Consider the following 21,390-nt stretch of genomic DNA (forward strand, 5'->3'; position numbering starts at 1 on the left):
GAATACAAGATACTACGGTATGTCTTCACCATCAAATTCAGCATGTTACAACTTGATATCATGCAGTCAATAGTTGATGAAAGGTATTTTACTGTGTTTTTTAATCTCATTGAACCTAAAATGTGATGTCGAATCTCTTGGTAAAGTATATCACCCCACATATCATTCTCTTTTTCAAAGTGATTTTGATTCCTGCTACTTGCATCCAAAATCATGCATATGAAACAATCTATTCTTATTTTAATCAGTTTTCTGGGTTCCGGACAATTGTTACTTGCACAATTGTCGGGTACTGTGGTGGATGTTGACGGCAATCCAATTCCTTTTGCCAATGTTATGGTTTACAGCCACCCTGAATACAATTTACAAACCGGTGTCATTACCAATGAAGATGGTTTCTTCACAATCGACTATACAAATCCAGGTACATATATACTGCGAGTTGACCTTTTATCCTTTAAAACTTGGAATTCTGAACGATTCACTATTTCTGCAACCAATATTAAAAAGGATTTTCAAACGGTAACCTTACAGGAGGAAGTGACAACTTTAGAAGGAGTCGAAATACGAGGGCAACGTAAACTAATTCAACGCACCCAGGAGGGTAGTATCATCAACGTTCAGGCGAGTGTGATGACACAAGGTAGTACGGCCCTACAACTGTTAGAGCGCTCTCCTGGCGTAATCTTGGACCAAAACAATAATATCTTTTCATTGAATGGAAAAAGTGGTGTTCTAATCATGATTAATGGAAAAGCCCAACGCATACCCATGGCAGATTTAATAAGTATGCTCAATGGCATGAGCGCCGACAATATTGAAAGAATCGAACTCTTGACCAATCCTTCAGCTCGATATGATGTGGATGGCAATGCCGGGATTATCAATATTGTAATGAGCAAAAATCAAACCTTAGGTATTCGTGGGAATCTTAATATAAGCACTGGTTATGGCGAAGGTCTAAAGCAAACAACAGGGCTTTCCCTTAATTATGGAGGTAGTCGTTCCACAATATTTGGTTCTTATACTTTCTCATATGATGATACTTTTAGTGGATTTAGAGGGGTAGGAGTATCTGAAATTCCGGTTTTGGGAGGAAATACGAATATTGATTTTACTAGTAGAACACAGCAGATAAATAGGAATCATAATGTCAATTTAGGTTATGAATACCGTTTCTCTGAAGAATCCGTGTTTGGCACCAACTTATTGTTTAACCAGTCAAGCCCTTTAGTTATGACTCAAAATGTGGGATTGTATGATTTTGTCTCGGACCCTTTTTTGGAGGCCCAAATACACTTGAATGGAGATGGAAACTTAAAAAACTTGACCACCTCCGCATATTTCGAAAAGACTGGTGAGCAAAATAGTTTTACCATAACCGGTGATTATATCAATTACAATAGCCAAACGCCCAATGAAGTACGCAGTACTTATTTTGACGAAAATGGAGATTCCTTTCAACCTGAAAGTGAAATTTACAATAATGGAAATCGCGGATTTAATGAGACGGATATCAATGTCGGCGTTCTAAAATTTGATTATAAACATATCATTGACGAGAATTCATCTATCGAGACTGGCGTAAAGGGCTCACTATCCAAAACCACCAATAACGCCCGCATAGAAATATTACAGGGCGATAGTTTTATTTTGGATGATAGATTTATAAGCAATATCCAGAATGATGAAAAAATAGCTGCAACATATGTGCTTGCCGACCATAGCTTCAATGAAAAATTGAAAGCACAACTAGGTTTGCGATATGAGTATTGGGACCAGTCTTTTGATGATAGCTCGTTGGACCGTAGTTTTGGTAAACTTTTTCCATCGTTCTTTCTAACCCACTCTTTCTCCGATACCACAGCGCTAAATTTCGCCTATAACAAGCGCATTACACGACCAAATTATTCTGATTTGGCATCCTATTTAGTTTATAACGGACCAACATCGGTATTTAGCGGAAATCCACAATTACTTCCTGCCATAACCGATAATATTAACCTAACCTATAATAACAGATCTTTTAGCATCTCTTTATTGGTTTCCAATGAACAGAACCCCATCGCACGTTTTCAAATAACTCGAAACTCGCAAAGTAATGTTGCTGTAATAGCTCCGGTTAATTTGGAATACCAAAGAAACATTGATATACAAACCAACATTCCGATTCGCATTGCCCATTGGTGGAACATCAACTTCAATGGCACTTTGGGTATTAGAGAGTTTCAGCTGTTGCATACGGATGAACGTCTAAAGCATGATTATGTGCACTTCAATTTTAATGGAAGCCAAAACATGCGATTGCCGGCAAATTTTTCATTGGAATTATCAGGGTGGTATACGTCAAGACATTTTAACGGCAGTACTAGAAATGAAGGCTTTGGTATTCTTAATGCTGGTTTAAAAAAAGAATTCAAAAACGGTAGTAGTTTACAATTTGCGGTAACGGACATATTTGAGAGTTTGGATATTAATTTCAAATATGGGAGTTTAACCCGAGAAGCATTTGGAGATGTCTTTGATGGCACATTCAGTCCTGAATCTGGTTTCTCTCGGATATTTAGAGTTAGTTATGCCTATCCCTTCGGAAATAAAAAAATAAAAGAAACCAACAGCCGTTCAGGGGCAGACGCTGAAAAATCTAGACTTTAGGCTACAAATTCATCTGCTAAACTTTACAAGCTAACTTATGATTTCACTATTCAAAATGGGTCAAAAACAAAAGTCCTGAACAAAATACTGGAGCCAAAACATTAGTACACGTTAACTTTTTTCTAAAAGTCATTGTGTGAATATAGAATACCTTAATTTTATATAATGGCTATGGATAGAAGAAAAGGGTTCCGTTTTACCACATACGAAGCACCCGAACAAACCCCATTCGAAAAACTCTTTGAGATTTTCCAGGAACTCATCACCCATACTTCTGGTGATGTAGAGGAAGCATTGGATTGGCTAAGGGAATTGGACAAAGAATACGAGCTTACCGATGATGACTATACCATCGATGATTTTATCGAAGATTTAAAGGCAAAAGGATTCATACGGGAAGAATTTGATACCGACGGACAGCAAGGTGATGAGGGTGAAGATGGCGATGGTGGAGGTAACCTTTCCATTACGGCAAAACTGGAACGCATGTTGCGTCAACGTGCTTTGGATCAAATTTTTGGTAAACTAAAGCGTAGTGGCGCCGGGAATCACAAAACAGGCAAGTCGGGAAGAGGCGATGAACATACAGGGGAGTTTCGAGAATACCGATTTGGAGATGCACTTGAGCATATCTCAATGACAGAGAGTCTTAAAAACGCCCAAATCAATCACGGTATTGGAAATTTTTCATTGAGCGAAGAAGACCTCGTAGTTGAGGATACGCAGTATAAGGCCCAAATGAGTACGGTTTTGATGATTGACATTAGCCATAGTATGATTCTTTATGGTGAAGACCGTATAACCCCAGCCAAAAAAGTAGCCATGGCGCTGGCTGAACTCATTACCACTCGCTATCCAAAAGACACCTTGGATATTCTGGTCTTTGGTAATGATGCATGGCCTATCCCAATAAAAGATTTACCCTATTTAAAAGTAGGCCCTTATCACACCAATACAGTTGCAGGTTTGCAGCTTGCCATGGATATGCTTCGCAGAAAGCGGAATACCAATAAGCAAATTTTCATGATTACTGATGGTAAACCTTCATGTCTGCGATTACCAAATGGTGATTATTATAAAAATAGCGTAGGGCTGGATGACTATATCGTTGAGAAATGTTACGGCATGGCTCAGCAAGCTAGAAAACTGCATATTCCAATAACCACTTTTATGATTGCCCAAGACCCTTATCTTATGCAGTTTGTTCGGGAATTTACCCAAGCAAATAGGGGAAAAGCCTTCTACACCGGTTTAAAAGGTTTAGGCGAAATGATTTTTGAAGATTACGAACAAAATAGAAGAAAACGTATCAAAGGATAGTATTATATAATGAAATTGAACCATTCTAAAATAAATACGCTGGGGCAATTGAAGGCCGCAGCTTACACTAGTAAAAGCATTAAGGACGAACTTAGGGAGAACCTGTTAGAAAAACTTTCTAACAAAGAAGAGACATTCCCAGGAGTTTGGGGTTATGAAAACTCAGTAATTCCAGAATTGGAAAGAGCAATACTTTCCAGACATAATATAAACCTTCTAGGACTACGTGGACAGGCAAAAACACGATTGGCCAGATTAATGGTTGAACTATTGGATGAATGGATTCCCATTGTTGCAGGTTCCGAAGTGCATGATGATCCATTTCAACCCATTTCTCGATATGCCAGCGAACTTATTAAAGAAAAAGGTGATGAAACTCCCATCAGTTGGATACATAGAAATGAACGATTCTATGAGAAGCTCGCCACACCCGATGTAACCGTAGCTGATTTAATAGGAGATGTGGATCCTATTAAGGCTGCGAACCTTAAGCTTTCATATGCAGATGACAGAGTAATTCATTACGGAATGATTCCACGTGCGAATCGCTGTATTTTTGTAATAAATGAACTCCCTGACCTTCAAGCAAGAATTCAAGTAGCATTATTTAACATATTGCAAGAAGGAGACATACAGATTAGAGGATTTAAACTAAGACTTCCGTTGGACCTTCAGTTTGTTTTTACCGCAAATCCTGAAGATTATACCAATAGAGGTAGTATTGTAACTCCATTAAAAGACCGGATTGGCTCTCAGATTTTGACGCATTATCCCGATGATATCCAAACCGCTAAGAGAATTACCAAGCAGGAAGCGTTACTTGACAGAAGGCAGTCCGATGCCGTCCATGTACCCGAAATTGCTATGGATGTTTTGGAACAAATCAGTTTTGAAGCCAGAAACAGCGAATATGTTGATGCCAAAAGTGGTGTGAGTGCTAGAATGAGCATAACAGCATTTGAAAATCTGTTGAGCACGGCAGAGCGGCGCATCATCATGTCTGGAGATAAAAAAACAACAGTTCGCTTGATTGATTTTCTGGGGGTTATCCCATCCATAACCGGTAAAATTGAACTTGTTTACGAAGGAGAACAAGAAGGAGCGGGCTCCGTGGCGGAAAATTTAATTGAAGAAGCTATCAAATCATTGTTTGCCAATTACTTCCCCAGGATTGATAAACTACAACGAAAAGATGCGGACACCGAATATGATGATTTAATCCATTGGTTTTTTGATGGAGAAGGTTTTGAATTACTAGATGAAGATTCCGATAAAGAATATAAGGCCAAATTAGATGCCATAATTCCTTTAAATCAGTTAATGCAGGAGCATCAACCGGAAATTTCCAAGGAAGATTCTTATTTTGTGAAAGAACTTTTACTCTGGGGATTGGTCGCCCACAAAAAGTTGAGTAAGCATCGCTTTGTAAAAGGAATCCAGTTTAAAGATTTATACGGAAGTTATATCAGAGACCTTTAGATTGATTTATTGCCACACATTGAGGTTGTTATTGTAGTTCTCAAAATTATAAGCTCCAACCATTTTTTTTCTGTACCAAATAGTAAGCAAGGTCAGGAAAGGCAGCAAAGAATAAAGAACTAAGGAAATAATGCTTATGATTCGAAAAGCGGAAGGCAATACATACTCTTGGAATTGTGTGTACGAGTTCATAACCATGGCACTATCGTAAATCTTGAAAAGGTATACAATCAAAATTGCGTAAACGACATACTCCAGGTTGCGCATTTTTGGGTCTGGAAGCTCATTTTCCTTTATTTTAAACCAGATTACATATAGATAGATAAAATGGATTCCGCCCAAAAACGGAATGATATAGTTATCAGGCTTTAAAAAGTAAAACCTATTTGTGTAGATACCATAAAAGCTGAGGACAATCAACACTAAAAGTGTAAAAAAAGTAATTAAATTGACTGTCTTCCAATTGAATATTTTAAGAAGTACGCCCATTGTTATAAGATTTGGATGTTAATTCTGGCGTAAAGAAAAGGATTACAGCTTCCGTGATTAAAATATTTCGATAAGAAGAAAACAATACTAGTTAACTGGATAATATCTCCAATAATTTAAGCTCCTTATTTCTTCATAGGAAACCTTTTGAGAAAGGTTGCACTTCTCCAAATCCATTCCAGAGGGCCATATTGGTATCGTTTTAACCACCATTTACTGAAGAGCACTTGAAAAACAATAATGACAATGGCAATGGCAAAAGTGTAGATATTTCTTAACTCTCCTAAATAGCCAAGACCCCATCCGAAAAGAATAAAAGTCCCGATAGCACTCTGAAGAAAATAATTGGTAAGTGCCATTCTGCCATAGGGTATGAATGTGGACAGCCACTTTTTTGGTTTTATTCGTTTGTAAAGAATAACAAACAAACATATAAGGATGAATGTCATTGCCACATTATTCAAATCGTAGGCAGAAAGACCAAACATTGCAACCCAATTATCAAAAGTCACATTTTCTCCAAGACTTCCAAAAGTCACGGCCATAAGTCCAATAGAGACAAAGTATAGAACAATGGACCAAATCAAAGTACGCTTTACAAACTTCTTGTTGTCCTCATAGGTTTTAAAAAAACCTATCCGCCCAATAATCATACCTAAGAGGAAGAATCCAAAGGTTAAATACCCTCTTCCAAAAACCCCAAATTGAAAGTCAAACTTGTTCAAATGGCTTGCATATCCGTTTGTACTAAAAACGTCAAGCAGCGAACCAGTCTTTAGGGTGTTGTAATATTCCATAAGTGATGGGCTGTCTGGCGTATAGTCCATAAGTCCGAAGATAGGGTCCCCTCCGTTCAACATAAAAAAAACATATCTTCCTGGACCTAGAAACAGGAACGCTGCAAGTGCGACAATCCATTTGGTTCCAATTTTATAAAAAGGAATGAGCAAAATCCCAAGCATGGCATAGATTGTCAAGATATCCCCGGCATAAAAAAGACTGTGCAAATACCCTATGGCCAACAATAAGATTAACCTCCACAGAAATCGACCCCCAAAGTACTGGTTCTTTCTGGCGGCATTATTCATTTGAATAAAAAAACTGAGTCCAAAAAGGAAAGAGAAAAGTGCAAAGAATTTACCTCTTAGTAAAAAAAGGATAAATCCATCCACAATCGAATCTGCAATACCCTGATTTGCTACTTCGGCAATGGCTGAGGGTGGTGGGCCGGCAATATAGTTTTCCACCATATGTACAATTACGATACCGGCTAAAGAAAAGCCTCTAAGGGCATCTACAATTTCAATTCGCTTGGTAGACGAAGTAATTTCCTTGGTTTCCATGAGATGTTTGATTGATGATATTGGTATGACATCAATATACTTAAAAATGTTACACATTACTTCATCAAGTTATAAATCAAACGTATTCAAGCCTTATCTGTATTTTTTCGTATTTTGGGTGAAACCTTTTGACATGCAAGATTGGCTCTTGGCTCTTTTGATTATAATTGGGGTATATGTGTTCCTGAGTGTCTTGCTATACCTATTTCAAGACTATTTTCTTTTTAAACCTGAAAAACTACCCAAGGACTTCGAGTTCGATTATGCCAATCAGGAAATTGAAGAATACAATGTAGAAACACGTGATGGCGCTGTTATCAATGGAATAAGATTTAAAGCCCAATCCCCAAAAGGTGTTGTTTTCTATTTAAAAGGCAATTCAAAAAGTATAAAGGGGTGGGGGAAGTTCGCAGTGGACTTTACTCGACATGGATATGATGTAATTATGGTCGATTATAGGGGGTTCGGCAAGAGCACGGGGCGAAGAACTCAAAAAGCTGTTAAACGTGATATGCAGGTCATCTACAATAAAATAAAGGACAATGTTTCTGAAAAGTATATCATATTATACGGACGTTCTTTAGGTTCTGGTTTTGCAACAAAGCTCGCATCCATGAACAACCCAAGGATGCTGATTTTGGATGCTCCATACTATAGTTTGAGTAAAGTCGCCAAAAAGTTTATCCCATTTATGCCTTTGTCACTATTGATAAAATTTCCAATGCCCACCTATAAATGGCTCAAATATGTAAACTGTCCTATCCATATTGTCCATGGAACAGATGACAAGTTAATCCCGTATAAAACCAGCGTAAAATTATCCAAAATAAAGCCAGAACTCACTAAACTCTATACAGTGATAGGAGGGGGGCATAAGGATTTGAACAACTTTGAATCTTATCATAAAATGTTATCAGAAATCATTCACTCGCGTCCCAAAAAGTTTGATTTAGACGGCTCTAGCATCAATGTAATCCATACCTCAAAGCGAGCCAATGCAAAAGCTTAAACGCGTTGTTTTATTTGGTTTAACCCTTAGTATAGTATTATTAGCCATGGTTTATTTTCTTCAGGAAAAGCTTATTTTTTTACCTACCACACTTCCTCAGGATTACAACTATTCCTTTACTAGTGATTTCGATGAATTTTTTCTCGATACTCCAGATGGAGCGAGGTTAAATGCACTGCAGTTTCATGCTGAGAATCCAAAAGGTATTATTCTATATTTTCATGGAAATGCAGGAGACCTTTCACGATGGGGAAAGATTGTTGAACCTTTCACAGATTTAGGTTATGAAGTATTGGTCATGGACTATCGAAACTATGGCAAAAGCACAGGCAAACTCAGCGAAGATGCTCTCCACAGCGATGCGCAATTGTTTTATAATCATGCAAAAATGCAATTTGATGAAGAGCAGATTATAGTTTTTGGGCGCTCCCTAGGTGCGAGCATTGCAACCAAAGTAGCTTCGAACAATAGACCCCAAAAGCTCATTTTGGAAACTCCCTTTTATAGTTTATTGGATGTAGCTAAGGAGCGTTTTTCTTTCTTACCGGTGAGACATATTTTAAAGTATAAATTCACTTCTTATGAATATATCCAAAATGTAAGGTCGCCTATTCGAATCTTTCACGGAACATCGGATAGTGTAGTGCCGTATGAATCCGGAAAAAAGCTTTTTGAATCCATTCCAAATGAGGATAAAAAATTATATACCATTGAAAATGGAGAACATAATGATTTAGTCAATTTTGAATTCTATCAAAGGGCAATTCAGAAAGAATTGGAATAATTAGAGAAAAAGGTCTGAGGATAAATATCTATCCCCTCTATCACAAACAATGGAAACTATTGTTCCATTTTCCAGGGAATTGGCTAACCTTAGTGCTACAGTAGCCGCACCACCACTGCTGACCCCGGCAAAAATGCCCTCTTCCATAGCAAGTCGTTTTGCCATCTCTTCGGCGTCAAGTTGACTGACCTCCATAATAGTATCCACCTTTTTAGGATTGAAAATTTTTGGCAAGTATTCTTCCGGCCATTTTCGAATGCCAGGAATTCGAGAATTATCTGTGGGTTGTACGCCCACAATTTGAACATTACGGTTTTGCTCCTTCAAAAAGGTAGAAGTTCCCATAATAGTCCCTGTGGTTCCCATGCTGGAAACAAAGTGGGTGATTTGGCCTTGTGTATCATTCCATATTTCTGGACCAGTAGTCTTATAATGTGCTTGCCAATTATCGTTGTTAGCAAACTGGTTCAGCATTTGATAACCCTCATTTTTAACTTTGGCTTCAGCGTAATCACGAGCCCCTTCTATTCCAACATCCGAAGAAGTAAGTGTAACCTTGGCACCGTATGCTCTCATTGTCTGGACACGCTCTTTAGTTGAGTTTTCAGGCATCACGAGTTCAATATCCAATCCATATACCCCCGCAATCATAGCGAGAGCAATACCAGTATTACCACTGGTAGCTTCGATTAATTTGGATTTGGAGTTAAAATCTCCTCGGTCTAGTCCGCTTTTTATCATATTGTAAGCAGGCCTGTCTTTTACACTCCCGCCGGGGTTATGACCTTCTAACTTGAAGTATAATTTCACATTTGGATTGGTGTTCAAAACACGAGATTCTACTAAGGGTGTATTCCCAATTAGGTCTAGAATACTTTTAGACATTCGAAGGGGTTTTTATTTTGATTTCTGGAGTGTGAAAAACTGTAGTATTTGCAGGAACGGAAGCTGTCAACCAAGCATTTCCGCCTATTATGGAATTTTCCCCAATTACAGTTTCTCCTCCTAAAATGGTAGCATTGGCATATATAGTAACATTAGACATTATTGTAGGGTGCCTCTTAGTTCGCTGTAAGCTCTTTGCAACGTAAAGAGCTCCTAAAGTCACCCCTTGATAAATTTTTACGTTGTCATGAATTACGGCCGTTTCTCCAATCACAACACCTGTGGCATGGTCAATAAAAAATGAATTTCCTATTTGCGCCCCAGGGTTGATATCAACTCCAGTTTGTCGGTGGGCGTATTCCGTCATCAATCGTGGAACCAATGGAAATCCATTTACGTACAATTCATGGGCCAGTCGGTATATGGCAATAGCATAAAAGCCGGGATATGCCATATATATTTCTTGAATTGAAAGGGATGCAGGGTCACAACTTAAAATAGCTTCAGCATCAAGATTCAATTTTTCCAATATTTCAGGAAGTTTTGCCACATAATTTTCCCAAACTTTACTGCAGGGTCTCTTGAGTTCCCAACATGCTAAATCTACCAAACGATTAAACTTTTCTTCAAGAACATCTAGGTTTTCTGCCACCGGAGTGTTCACGTCAAATAGAGTGTAAAAAAGCGTATTGGTAAACTCTTCGGTTTCTTGTTTTAATCTATAGTCTAAATAGGGTTGTTTCTTGTGCCTATTCAATTCTGCGATGATTTTTTCCTTATCCATATTGAAAATAAAGTTTAAAAATAGCCAAATCGTTATCACTCGGATAAAGAAATGGCTAACTTTAGCTTAAAAATAACACATCATCGTTGTACTGTGAATAATACAATTATATCCAAGGAAACTTTTGGCATTTTAAAGGAACTGGCCAAGAACAATAACAAGGAATGGTTTGAAAAGAACAAACCAGCTTTTAAGAAGCATGAAGCTAGCGTGAAATCATTTTTTGCTGCTTTGCAAGAACATATGGAGGTTCATGATGATATTGAGAAGATGAAAATGTTCAGAATCTATCGTGACGTTCGCTTTTCAAAAGATAAAACGCCTTACAAAACACATTTCGCCGGGTCGTTCTCCAGGTTGGGAGCTAGACTACGAGGTGGTTATTACCTTCAGTTAAAACCTGGAGGTAGTTTCGCAGCTACTGGTTTTTGGGAGCCACATAAAGACGATTTGTTTCGTATCCGTAAAGAATTGGAAATGGATGCTTCGGATTTTCGAAATGTTATCAACGAAAAATCATTCAAACAAATTTGGGGTGATTTGGTTGGGGATGGGGTGAAGACTGCACCTAAAGGATTTGACAAGGAACACCCCAATATTGATTTGATTAAAAGGAAGCAGTTTATTTTCGTGCGTAACTTTTCGGATGGTCAAGTACATTCCAAAGATTTTATCAAAGAAGTGGACAAATCTTTCAAGGCCATCAGACCTTATTTCGACTTGATGAGCGATATATTGTCAACAAATTTGAATGGTGAGTCCTTATTAGACTAAAACTTCTGACTCTAGAATCTGTACTTGATCCTTAAGACGTTCTATTACAATATGCATCATGCGCTTGTTCAATGCTGATGAATTTTGAATATAAATCTGGTATTCTTCCACAGTAAATTGCCCGATAATCATTCCCTTTAGGGAATTTCTGAATTTAATGTCTTTCTGGATTGCGTTTTCGATGTATTCCAACCGTTTTTCCAAGGACAACTCATAAAAAGTACCCTTGTGTTTTCGGATGTAATTTTTAAAGACTTCGAGTAGTAATGAGTTTTGAAACTTGATGACTGGGCGGAGCGTTTGGTTTTGAAAATGCTCATCAGAGCTCATGTTATCGTGCAAAAGACTTTGTTTTAACTCCGGTCGAATGCCCTTCAGGTGATTGGATCTTGAATCCATGTGCATTAGTTTCCCTTAAAATTACATAATCATCCTGCCTTCACTTCTACAGACGGTTTTAGTTTTTAACGATGTTATGAACAGCCTACAATTATTCATAACTTAGTCTGTTATTAAAAACATTGTTCATGAAGTTTGGAAAAGTCGAGCATCCAGAATTAATTGATTTTACAATCCCACAGGATCACCCTGATACAGAAGTGGTTCTCTCCAAAAACAAGATCAATAAAGAAACTAATATCTATGTAGGATGTGCCAAATGGAACCGCCAAGACCTTAAAAATTTCTATCCTAGGGGAACTAAAGATGAATTGGTCTATTATTCTTCACAGTTCAATAGTATAGAGTTGAACGCGACCTTTTATAGAATTTTTCCGGCAGAACAATATCAAAAATGGTACGATAAGACTCCAGAAGGATTCAAGTTCTTTCCAAAAATGACACAGGACGTGAGTCATTTGCGTCGATTGAATGATAAAGTTTATGAAATTACCGATAGGTACCTCGAAGTTACTTCGCTTTTAAAGGAAAAATTGGGCACCATTTTTCTTCAGATGCATAATAATTTTGGGCCCAAGAACTGGGATAGGGTAGTGCGCTTTGTTGAATATTGGCCAAAAGAGTTTCCCTTGGCCTTGGAGTTCCGGCATACAGATTGGTTCAATGATGAAAAAGTAGCTCAAGAGCTATATCATTTGTTGGAAGAGAATAGTATGACCAATGTTTTGGTGGATACTGCGGGAAGAAGGGATTTAATGCATATGCGTTTGACGAATAATGAAGCTTTTATTCGGTACGTCGGTGCTAATCATAAATCTGACTACCCAAGATTGGATGATTGGATTGAACACTTATCTGTATGGAAAAACAAAGGCCTCAATAACATTCATTTTTTTGTACACCAAAATTTAGAACTGGAGTCACCGCTTTTATCTGCATATTTTATAGAGCAACTAAATAAAGGTTTGGATGCCAAACTTACGGTCCCCAATACTCTTGTTAAAACCAAACCTAATACCTTATTTTAATAAGGGACGCCCACTTCTACAAAGGTGTTCTTGTTGTGGTATCTCGGAGAGATTGGTGCTGCCATACAGCATGTTGAACCCAAATAGAAAAGGGACAGTTCTTGTAGTTTGGAAACCTTACTACCGACTGCAATATTTTTAGCTAAGGCAATAGTACCAACCGCCGGTCCACCCACAATCGATAAATGCCATGTTTTCCCATTCTCATCAAGAATGTCAATGTTATAGCGTTCATTTCTGAATGCAGGCAAGGAGGGATTTTCTTTATAGATCCACGGACGTAGTACAACTAAATCGCCAGGTAAATGTTGGATTCTGCTGATTGTCCCATTAATTGGTGAATGAATACGATGATAGTTTTTATTATGCAAAAACACATTGGTGAATGTATAATCTTTGGGTATTTTTTTATCACCAATTCCAAAAACCGCAGCCACCGTTCGTATATCAGATTTTATGCATACCAAACGTAAATTATCTATACGTTCTTCATCACACAGCAAACCTTCGCAGGGCCATACATATGGACTTTCAACTCTTGGAAGGGCTTTAAATTCACGAATAAAGAAGTCTTGAAAGCATTCAAAGTCTGTTTTACCGTTTGGGGGCTTGAACTTTTCCAGATAATTTTTATCTGAATAATTCATCCTCACGTACGGTTCAATAATTTTTTTGGAAATAGGTTTATTATAAAAAGAAGTGTACCATGCTGAAATTGATCTTTGAAGATTGCTGGGAATGTTTCCCCAAACTTCTACTGATAAAAATTTATAGAGTTTGGCTCGCCACCTTGGTACTTTAAAAACGGTAAAACTGGGGTCGGAGTAATAGCTGGTAATCGTCTCCATGAGTGTTTGTTGATTTAGATTGACTCCTTGAATTTATGGACCCAAAATTTTATATGCCAACGAATTAAGAAAAGTTTATTTTTTGATTAACATATTTTATAATAACTAAATCTTTCTGTTAAATGTCAAAATACTATTGACACTTTCAGGCAAAAGACTAAATTTTGTTGAACAGAAATTAAACAATACTCTATGCGATTTCATACCAGAAAATGGGTAAAACCAGAAGATTTAAATGCCAATGGAACCTTGTTTGGAGGGAAACTTTTAGCATGGATAGATGAAGAGGCCGCACTTTATAGTATCATTCAACTAGAAAGCAAAAAGGTGGTCACAAAATATATGTCGGAAATAAACTTCATGAGCAGTGCCCAAAAAGGGGATATCATTGAAATAGGAATAGAAGTGGTAAAGTTTGGTGTTACATCAATAACCTTAAACTGTGAAGTCCGAAATAAGATGAACAGGGAAAGCATTGTTACTGTGGACCATATTATTATGGTGAATTTGGATGGTAATGGGAATCCCGCGCCTCATGGAAAAACCAAGGTGGAATTCGTTAAAGACCGACTTGAAGAACGTAAAAAGAAACTATCTTAAGATTGCGAAGCAACTTCTTGTACCTTATCCAAAACCCGAAGTAAGTTTTCACCCCACAGCTTAGCAATATCTTCTTCTGAATATCCACGTTTAACCAATTCCATTGTAACATTTAAGGTTTCCGAGGCATCTGACCAACCTTCGATTCCACCTCCGCCGTCAAAGTCAGAGCTGATTCCTACATGGTCAATACCTATAAGGTTTACCAAATAATCAATGTGGTCAACCAAGTCAGTAACGCTAACTTGTTCGGGAGCGTCAGGATTCTTGGAAGCTTTCTCATCACCCATTTTAGTAACTTTCGGATAGTTTTCCATAAACTCTTCCTGTTGCGCCTTATCAAGGGTACTAAATGATGACCGCTCATACCAATTAATGCCAAGAGAATCTGCTATCCCTTGATAGATTTGCTTCATATAAGCAGCTCGTTTTTCATGTTTTTCAGTATTTAAATAAGAACTGAAAGCTACCGTTTGGACGACACCTCCATTCGCTTTTAAAGCAAGTAATTGCTCATCATCCAAGTTGCGGCTATGGTCGCAGAGTGCTCTAGCCGAAGAATGAGAAGCAATTATCGGCGCTTTAGACAACTCCAACATTTGCATAATAGAAGCTTTTGAAGGGTGTGAAATGTCAATCATCATCCCGAGTCTATTCATCTCACTTACAGCTTCTTTACCCAATTCACTTAAACCATTATGAAGCCAAATATCATCTTTTTCTCCAGTATTGGAATCGCAGAATTGACTGTGTCCGTTATGTGATAATGAAATATATCGCGCACCACGCTCATGATACTCCTCAAATTTCGCAAGATCTTCTCCGATGGGATAAGCATTTTCAACCCCAATCATAGCAACCTTTTTGCCAGCGGCAACAATACGGCGCACATCTTTTGAAGTAAGCGCTATTTCAATATCTTCTGGAGCATATTCATTGCATAAGCGGTGAATGGCTTCAAATTTCGAGATTGCATTGTCCGATGCTTTGGCATATCCATCAGCGTTTAACGAATCTTGACCGGTATAGACAATCAGCCAAGCAACATCCAAACCACCAGCTTTCATTTTTGGTAGATTCACCTGTGTTTCAAGGTTTTGGGTGTAATTGATGCTTTCTGTGAAGTTTTTTACATTAATATCATCATGGGTGTCAATTGTGATGACTTTTTGATGGATTCGCTTAGCTTTTTCCTCCAAGGTTTCTGCTTTTTTAGCGCATGAAAATAGCACCAATGTGAATAAGAAAATAGGGATGTGTTTCATGACGGTTGGTTTACACATACAAATAAAGCAATTTGACAACAAATTGACCGCACTATAGAACAATAAATTGGATAGACTCTTGCAAATCCACATTTTTAGTTGAAATATTAATCAATACGAAGTTTGGGAACAAGGGAATTACTCACGTATTTAGAAAAATTGGAGATTGGGCTCAGTAATTTTTCATATGAAGAATTAGGTACAGCAGAAGCGGGAAAGCTCAAAAAATCTTTCGACCAATTTAAAAATGGTCTTGAGGACAAGGTATTTGGAATTCCCGAGATGGAACAACTGGATGTCATTTATGAGCAAATAGGAATTCAAACCCTTGATAGAACACCGGACAATGTGCTTAATTCAAAATCGAGTGATACGGATATTTTAGTCTCCTTGCTAGCCATGTTTGAAAAAACAAACCTTAGCCCAAAGCAAGCAGAAATCCTAAAGGCCTTATCCACCGTGGGTAACCGCATGGCGGGATTACAGAAGAAAAAAGTTAATACAACTCCAAAAGAATCCAATACATCATCTTTCCAAACGGAACGAATAGAGAGAAACCTGACCTCATTTCTTCAAACTGATAGGGTAAATCTGAAACCTGTTTTGACAGAATGTATGGGACAAATGGAGCTTTTGGAAGAGCTCATACGGCTGTATAAACAAAACATTTTGGAGTTTATTGGGAGTGTAAAAGTTCATATGCAAACAAAAAACTTTAGAGGAGTGGATTTTGCATGTCAAAAAATACAACCCTGCCTTAGAATGATGAAAACCGTGAGCTTACTTGAAATCACGGAACAAATGATTACTGTCTGTAACACGGACAACGACCTTAAATACCTTAACTTTCTGTACAACCAATTCTTAGTTGAATTTCCTAAAGTAGATGAATTGGTTGATTTTGAAATTGAAGTACTCCGTAATATGTAAAAACCAAACCTAACATAGCATGAAAGATCAAGATCTCCCTGATTACCATCAGAGCATCTTTCATCAGTTGTTTGAACACGCTTCTGACCAAGATTGCAAATTAATTTTATTAGACCAAATTTTAGAAATCGGTGACGAAAAAGAAATTCCATTGTTATTGGAATTGGAAAAAAGTCAAGTCCCGGAATTAAGACAAAAGGCATCCAAAGTAAAACAGCAACTGTTGTACAGGATGGATGTGTACGTCGCTATAGAAAATAAACGCTTGCCAATGAGCCTGTGCTTTCTGTACGATGAATTCAACATCAGGCCTTCAAATTCAAACTCCGGTGCGGGTGTCGGTTTTGATATTTCACCGGACATTTACGAAATGGAATAACACAATGTTGTTGTCTTTTGAACGGAATTTGTGTCGCAAAAACCCGAAAGATTAATCCTACAGAATATCATTTTTTAAGTTTCACAACTTGATACGGGAATTTCACCACAATTTATTGTTAAAGGATAATCTTTCCGCTAGGTTTACGTTATAAGTACAACCCAAATAATAAACCGCCCGTACTATGTTATACGATACCTATGGTGAAGAATATTTAGCCTTTCTTCATGAATTGAACGAAATTTTGAGCTCGAACGAACTTATAGAGTTAGATTACTTATAGTGTAAGCCCCATAAACTATATCTTATGAAAAATCAAAACCTAGAAAATTCGGCTTATTTAAATTTTATCCAAGATTTAAATGATATGTTGACAGAGATTAACATCAGTCAGTTAAGCCGTCCATGATCACCTAAAGTGATATGGTTAAAGCATAAAAAAAAGGGACGTATATACGTCCCTTTTTTTATTTGAATTAGCTATCCTCCCAAATATGACTTCAGGATTTTACTCTTCGATGTATGTCTTAATTTTCTAATCGCCTTTTCTCGAATCTGACGGACTCTTTCTCTAGTTAAATCAAAAGTACTTCCAATTTCTTCTAAAGTCATGGACTGTTGGTCTCCAATTCCGTAATATAATCGAACCACATCAGCCTCTCTAGGAGACAATGTTTCCAATGCCCTGTTGATTTCAGTATATAATGACTGATGCATTAAATTCTTATCCGGCTTGGGAGATTCATTTGAATTCAAGACATCATACAAACTTGATGTTTCACCCTCCTTCAAAGGAGCGTCCATTGAAACATGTCTACCTGTATTTTTCAATGATTGTTTTACCTCATCAACAGTCATATCCAATTCTTTTGCAATTTCCTCCGCGGATGGTGGGCGCTCATGAGCCTGTTCCAAATAGGAAAAAGTTTTCTTGATCTTGTTGATTGAACCAATCTTGTTCAATGGGAGCCTAACTACCCTTGATTGTTCTGCCAAGGCTTGCAAAATGGACTGTCTAATCCACCAAACGGCATAGGAGATAAATTTAAAACCTCGAGTTTCGTCGAAACGCCGAGCAGCCTTAACCAAGCCTACATTACCTTCATTGATAAGGTCGGGTAGAGTTAAACCTTGATTTTGATATTGTTTCGCAACCGAAACCACAAAACGCAAATTGGCATTGGTAAGTTTCTCTAGCGCAAGTTGATCACCTGTTCTAATTCGCTGCGCTAACTCAACTTCTTCCTGTGCTGTGATCAGGTCAATTTTACTAATGTCCTGAAGATATTTGTCAAGAGATTTGGATTCACGATTGGTTACTTGCTTGATAATCTTTAGCTGCCGCATAGGTGTCTTCTGTTACAGGTGGTTATAGCTTACATAATACATCATAAAAGATAATTTTCCAAGTTGCGGTTGATATTATTATCAAAATGTTATAACCAGCTACAAATTATTGCGTTTTTATATCAATATCCTAGTTGTTGATAGTAGGTTAATAGAAATAAAAGCATTGCCCGTATCCATAGGATAAAAACTCCTAATTTTGTAAGGTTTGTTAGTTTCCAACATTTAATTCAAAATTTCTTTGGAAGTAGAAAAAGTATTGCGCAAGAAAACACTTTACGATTACCAGCATGAAGACCTGAAAAAAATCTTCAAGCACATCAACGAGCTTCCACAGGGAACCAATATTTTATACCAGTTACCTACCGGTGGAGGAAAGACAGTGGTTTTTTCTGAAATAACCCGGAAATATATCCAAGAGACGGGAAAAAAGGTAATTGTACTCACCCATAGAATTGAATTGAGCTTCCAGACTTCCAAAATGTTGCATGGTTTTGGAGTGAGCAACAAAATCATCAATAGTGAGGTCAAGGAACTTCATGATCAAGATGATTATATGTGTTTTGTGGCGATGGTCGAAACCTTGAATAATAGACTTCAAGAAGAAAAAGTGACCATCAACAATATTGGATTGGTCATTATTGATGAGGCCCATTACAATTCATTCAGAAAACTTTTCAAATATTTTGAAGGTTCTACAATTTTAGGAGTTACAGCAACTCCTCTGAGCTCCAACATCAAGTTGCCGATGAAGGACCACTACAAACATTTGATTATAGGGGAGTCCATTAAATCATTAATAGAAAAACGGTTTTTGGCCAAAGCCAATCTCTATAACTATGATGTAAGCTTGCGTACTCTGAAACTGGGAATAAATGGGGACTATACCGTAAAGTCTTCAGATGAGTTCTATGGCAACCATAGCATGCTAGGCAAGTTGGTATCGGCTTACGAAGAAATTGCCAAGGGAACCAAAACACTTATTTTCAATAATGGAATAAGCACTTCATTGTATGTCTATGAAACCTTTAAAAAGGCTGGGTATGACATTCGTCATTTAGACAATAAAAATACAGCGTCCGAGAGGCGCGAAATATTGGATTGGTTTGCCAACACTCCAAATGCAATCCTTACTTCTGTAAGTATTCTTACGACCGGTTTTGACGAACCAAGTGTGCAGACCATCATTCTGAATCGGGCTACTAGGTCTCTGACGCTCTATTTTCAGATGATTGGGCGGGGCTCAAGGATATTACAGGAAAAAGATGAGTTCAGCGTGATAGATTTGGGGAACAACCTCGCAAGGTTTGGTCCCTGGGATGCTCCAGTGGATTGGCAGGAAATTTTTCATTTTCCAGATTTTTATCTCGAGAACATTAAAAATGACGAAGATATAGAACGCGAATTTGTGTATGAAATGCCCGATAGCCTTAAGGCCAAGTTTAGCAAATCCGAAGATATTACCTTCAACATAAAAGAAGAGTACAAAAGAATATTCGCCAAAGGAGGTAAATCAAAACAGGTACTCGAAATGAGCATTGAACAACATGCACAAATTTGCGTGGAGAATAGCGAAGATGTGTTCGATGCCCGCATTTTGGCCAAAGAACTTAAAGAAGAGATTTCGTATCGCGTACGTCAATATTCCTATTGCATTATGAATAACACCAAAAACTACAAAGAGTGGTTGGAGGAAGACTATGAACGTAAGTTGCGTTCAAGCATCTCGAAGAAGTTTGCGGCTTTAATGTAGTCCGATGAAGAAATTGATGATCATCGGTTATGTCTGGCCAGAACCAAGTACCACAGCGGCCGGTCATCGAATGCTTCAACTTATACATACATTTAAAAGCTTTGGTTATGAGATAACCTTTGGTTCCACGGCAGTTAAGACCGAATTCAGTGCAGATTTGGAAGCTTTAGGTGTCCGCTGTGTTTCCCTTAAATTAAACCATCACAGTTTTGACGATTTTGTGCAACAGTTAAATCCTTCCGTTGTCGTTTTTGACCGTTTTATGGTAGAAGAACAGTTTGGTTGGCGGGTTGCAGAATCTGTACCCGATGCCGTTCGGATATTAAACACAGAAGACCTGCACTCATTACGAAAGACACGCGAAGAATGTCACAAGGAAAATATTGATTTTTCCATTGAACAATGGCTCCAGAAAGATATTACGAAAAGAGAAGTTGCCAGTATCTACCGCAGTGACCTTACGCTTTTAGTTTCCACATTTGAACTGGATTTGCTCACAGAAGAGCTAAACATAGCCAACAAGCTGTTGCTGCATCTTCCTTTTATGCTGGAAAGTGTGGAGGAGCAACCAAATTGGCCCAGTTTTGAAGAACGACAGGATTTCATTACCTATGGAAATGGGAAGCATGCACCGAATGTGGATTCCATTAAATACCTCAAAGAGGAAGTCTGGCCATTGATACGAAGAAAGTTGCCCAAAGCTGAATTAAAAATCTACGGAGCATATTTGCCACAGCATATTCAAGAGATGCACAATCCCAAGGAAGGCTTTCATATTATGGGGTGGGTGGAAGATTTGGATACAGAAATCCAAAAAGCAAGAATCTGTTTGGCGCCACTTCGGTTTGGAGCAGGGATCAAAGGAAAACTGATCGATGCCATGCGAAATGGCACCCCAACCATAACAACACAGATAGGGGCAGAAGGGATGCATGGCAATTGGCCCTGGAATGGAGCCATTGCGGACGAACCCATCTCGTTTGCGGAGCAAGCAGTTTCACTTTATCAACATAAAGAAAGATGGGAACAAGCGCAATCCAATGGGATTCAAATGCTTACTAAATGTTTTAGCAAAGCCAATCTGGAAGAAAAGTTAAGAAAAGCCGTTGAAGCTGCGGCGTTAGATTTACAGGCTCACAGAAACCAAAACTTCATTGGGCAAGTATTGCAGCACCAAACACTTGCTAGCACCAAGTATATGTCCAAATGGATTGAAGAAAAAAATAGGAAAAATAGTGGTTTCGTTATCGGTCTCGGCTATGAGTAGTTGCGTGGGTTAACACTTAGCAAGTACACACCAAGCTGAAATTCCGCAGGAA

20 protein-coding genes are annotated in these 21,390 nt (G+C 38.0%); 12 read left to right on the forward strand and 8 right to left on the reverse strand.

From position 1 onward, the window contains the following. Positions 1 to 219: 219 nt before the first annotated feature. The 3 genes from ACOKFG_RS11335 to ACOKFG_RS11345 all read left to right on the forward strand — a co-directional run bounded on the left by ACOKFG_RS11335 (position 220) and on the right by ACOKFG_RS11345 (position 5,454). On the forward strand, positions 220 to 2,655 hold the full coding sequence (locus tag ACOKFG_RS11335) for a TonB-dependent receptor domain-containing protein (protein ID WP_422861275.1): 2,436 nt from the start codon (positions 220 to 222) through the stop codon (positions 2,653 to 2,655). Between the two features lie 165 nt (positions 2,656 to 2,820). After that, a complete protein-coding gene (locus ACOKFG_RS11340) occupies positions 2,821 to 3,975 on the forward strand; it encodes a VWA domain-containing protein (protein WP_298789619.1) in 1,155 nt (384 codons plus the stop codon). A gap of 9 nt (positions 3,976 to 3,984) precedes the next feature. Next, the gene (locus ACOKFG_RS11345) at positions 3,985 to 5,454 is read left to right on the forward strand and encodes a magnesium chelatase (RefSeq protein ID WP_422861276.1); all 1,470 of its coding nucleotides are present in this window, start codon (positions 3,985 to 3,987) and stop codon (positions 5,452 to 5,454) included. 6 nt (positions 5,455 to 5,460) lie between these two features. Here ACOKFG_RS11345 and ACOKFG_RS11350 read toward each other — a convergent pair whose 3' ends face one another. Continuing rightward, complete coding sequence (locus tag ACOKFG_RS11350; protein WP_422861277.1) at positions 5,461 to 5,943, reverse strand: hypothetical protein; 483 nt, start codon at positions 5,941 to 5,943, stop codon at positions 5,461 to 5,463. A 125-nt stretch (positions 5,944 to 6,068) separates the two neighbouring features. Further along, complete coding sequence (locus tag ACOKFG_RS11355) at positions 6,069 to 7,286, reverse strand: DUF418 domain-containing protein (protein WP_422861278.1); 1,218 nt, start codon at positions 7,284 to 7,286, stop codon at positions 6,069 to 6,071. A 46-nt stretch (positions 7,287 to 7,332) separates the two neighbouring features. Between ACOKFG_RS11355 and ACOKFG_RS11360 the strand changes: the two genes are divergently transcribed. Together ACOKFG_RS11360 and ACOKFG_RS11365 are read left to right on the forward strand one after the other, a co-directional pair. Beyond that, the gene (locus ACOKFG_RS11360) at positions 7,333 to 8,295 is read left to right on the forward strand and encodes an alpha/beta fold hydrolase (protein ID WP_313819520.1); all 963 of its coding nucleotides are present in this window, start codon (positions 7,333 to 7,335) and stop codon (positions 8,293 to 8,295) included. After that, entirely contained in the window at positions 8,282 to 9,079 is a 798-nt protein-coding gene (locus ACOKFG_RS11365; protein WP_299485238.1) for an alpha/beta fold hydrolase, read from the forward strand. The genes ACOKFG_RS11360 and ACOKFG_RS11365 overlap by 14 nt, the downstream gene beginning before the upstream one ends. On the opposite strand, the gene cysM is transcribed toward ACOKFG_RS11365, so the two are convergent. Both cysM and ACOKFG_RS11375 read right to left on the reverse strand, forming a co-directional pair. Then, positions 9,080 to 9,964 (reverse strand): cysteine synthase CysM, encoded by an 885-nt coding sequence (cysM, locus tag ACOKFG_RS11370; RefSeq protein ID WP_299485240.1) that lies wholly within the window; start codon positions 9,962 to 9,964, stop codon positions 9,080 to 9,082. After that, entirely contained in the window at positions 9,957 to 10,748 is a 792-nt protein-coding gene (locus tag ACOKFG_RS11375) for a serine acetyltransferase (RefSeq protein ID WP_298789631.1), read from the reverse strand. The genes cysM and ACOKFG_RS11375 overlap by 8 nt, the downstream gene beginning before the upstream one ends. A 93-nt stretch (positions 10,749 to 10,841) precedes the next feature. Here ACOKFG_RS11375 and ACOKFG_RS11380 point away from each other — a divergent pair, with 93 nt between their 5' ends. Further along, positions 10,842 to 11,522: a DUF2461 domain-containing protein gene (locus tag ACOKFG_RS11380; protein WP_299485242.1), complete on the forward strand. Its 681-nt coding sequence runs from the start codon at positions 10,842 to 10,844 to the stop codon at positions 11,520 to 11,522. Here ACOKFG_RS11380 and ACOKFG_RS11385 read toward each other — a convergent pair. Next, positions 11,514 to 11,921, reverse strand: a complete 408-nt coding sequence (locus ACOKFG_RS11385; RefSeq protein WP_299485245.1) for a glyoxalase — start codon at positions 11,919 to 11,921, stop codon at positions 11,514 to 11,516. The two genes, ACOKFG_RS11380 and ACOKFG_RS11385, sit on opposite strands and share 9 nt — an antisense overlap. A 128-nt stretch (positions 11,922 to 12,049) precedes the next feature. On the opposite strand from ACOKFG_RS11385, the gene ACOKFG_RS11390 reads away from it, so the two are divergent. Next, positions 12,050 to 12,949 (forward strand): DUF72 domain-containing protein, encoded by a 900-nt coding sequence (locus tag ACOKFG_RS11390; protein ID WP_422861279.1) that lies wholly within the window; start codon positions 12,050 to 12,052, stop codon positions 12,947 to 12,949. On the opposite strand, the gene ACOKFG_RS11395 is transcribed toward ACOKFG_RS11390, so the two are convergent. Next, the gene (locus ACOKFG_RS11395; protein WP_422861280.1) at positions 12,946 to 13,797 is read right to left on the reverse strand and encodes a phosphatidylserine decarboxylase; all 852 of its coding nucleotides are present in this window, start codon (positions 13,795 to 13,797) and stop codon (positions 12,946 to 12,948) included. The genes ACOKFG_RS11390 and ACOKFG_RS11395 overlap by 4 nt on opposite strands. Before the next feature lie 192 nt (positions 13,798 to 13,989). On the opposite strand from ACOKFG_RS11395, the gene ACOKFG_RS11400 reads away from it, so the two are divergent. Further along, positions 13,990 to 14,397: a hotdog domain-containing protein gene (locus tag ACOKFG_RS11400; RefSeq protein WP_298789641.1), complete on the forward strand. Its 408-nt coding sequence runs from the start codon at positions 13,990 to 13,992 to the stop codon at positions 14,395 to 14,397. Here the strand turns inward: ACOKFG_RS11400 and ACOKFG_RS11405 are convergent. Next, the gene (locus ACOKFG_RS11405) at positions 14,394 to 15,662 is read right to left on the reverse strand and encodes a dipeptidase (protein ID WP_422861281.1); all 1,269 of its coding nucleotides are present in this window, start codon (positions 15,660 to 15,662) and stop codon (positions 14,394 to 14,396) included. The genes ACOKFG_RS11400 and ACOKFG_RS11405 overlap by 4 nt on opposite strands. Positions 15,663 to 15,785: 123 nt before the next feature. On the opposite strand from ACOKFG_RS11405, the gene ACOKFG_RS11410 reads away from it, so the two are divergent. Beyond that, complete coding sequence (locus ACOKFG_RS11410; protein WP_422861282.1) at positions 15,786 to 16,592, forward strand: hypothetical protein; 807 nt, start codon at positions 15,786 to 15,788, stop codon at positions 16,590 to 16,592. A gap of 19 nt (positions 16,593 to 16,611) precedes the next feature. After that, complete coding sequence (locus ACOKFG_RS11415) at positions 16,612 to 16,971, forward strand: hypothetical protein (RefSeq protein ID WP_422861283.1); 360 nt, start codon at positions 16,612 to 16,614, stop codon at positions 16,969 to 16,971. A 480-nt stretch (positions 16,972 to 17,451) separates the two neighbouring features. On the opposite strand, the gene ACOKFG_RS11420 is transcribed toward ACOKFG_RS11415, so the two are convergent. Further along, complete coding sequence (locus ACOKFG_RS11420) at positions 17,452 to 18,318, reverse strand: sigma-70 family RNA polymerase sigma factor (RefSeq protein WP_422861284.1); 867 nt, start codon at positions 18,316 to 18,318, stop codon at positions 17,452 to 17,454. Positions 18,319 to 18,559: 241 nt separating this feature from the next. Between ACOKFG_RS11420 and ACOKFG_RS11425 the strand changes: the two genes are divergently transcribed. Further along, positions 18,560 to 20,071, forward strand: a complete 1,512-nt coding sequence (locus ACOKFG_RS11425) for a DEAD/DEAH box helicase family protein (protein WP_298789651.1) — start codon at positions 18,560 to 18,562, stop codon at positions 20,069 to 20,071. Between the two features lie 4 nt (positions 20,072 to 20,075). Then, positions 20,076 to 21,338 (forward strand): glycosyltransferase, encoded by a 1,263-nt coding sequence (locus ACOKFG_RS11430; RefSeq protein WP_422861285.1) that lies wholly within the window; start codon positions 20,076 to 20,078, stop codon positions 21,336 to 21,338. The last annotated feature ends 52 nt before the right edge of the window (positions 21,339 to 21,390 follow it).

The sequence above is a fragment of the Flagellimonas rhodophyticola genome (assembly GCF_049332665.1).
In the GTDB taxonomy this organism is placed as follows: domain Bacteria; phylum Bacteroidota; class Bacteroidia; order Flavobacteriales; family Flavobacteriaceae; genus Flagellimonas.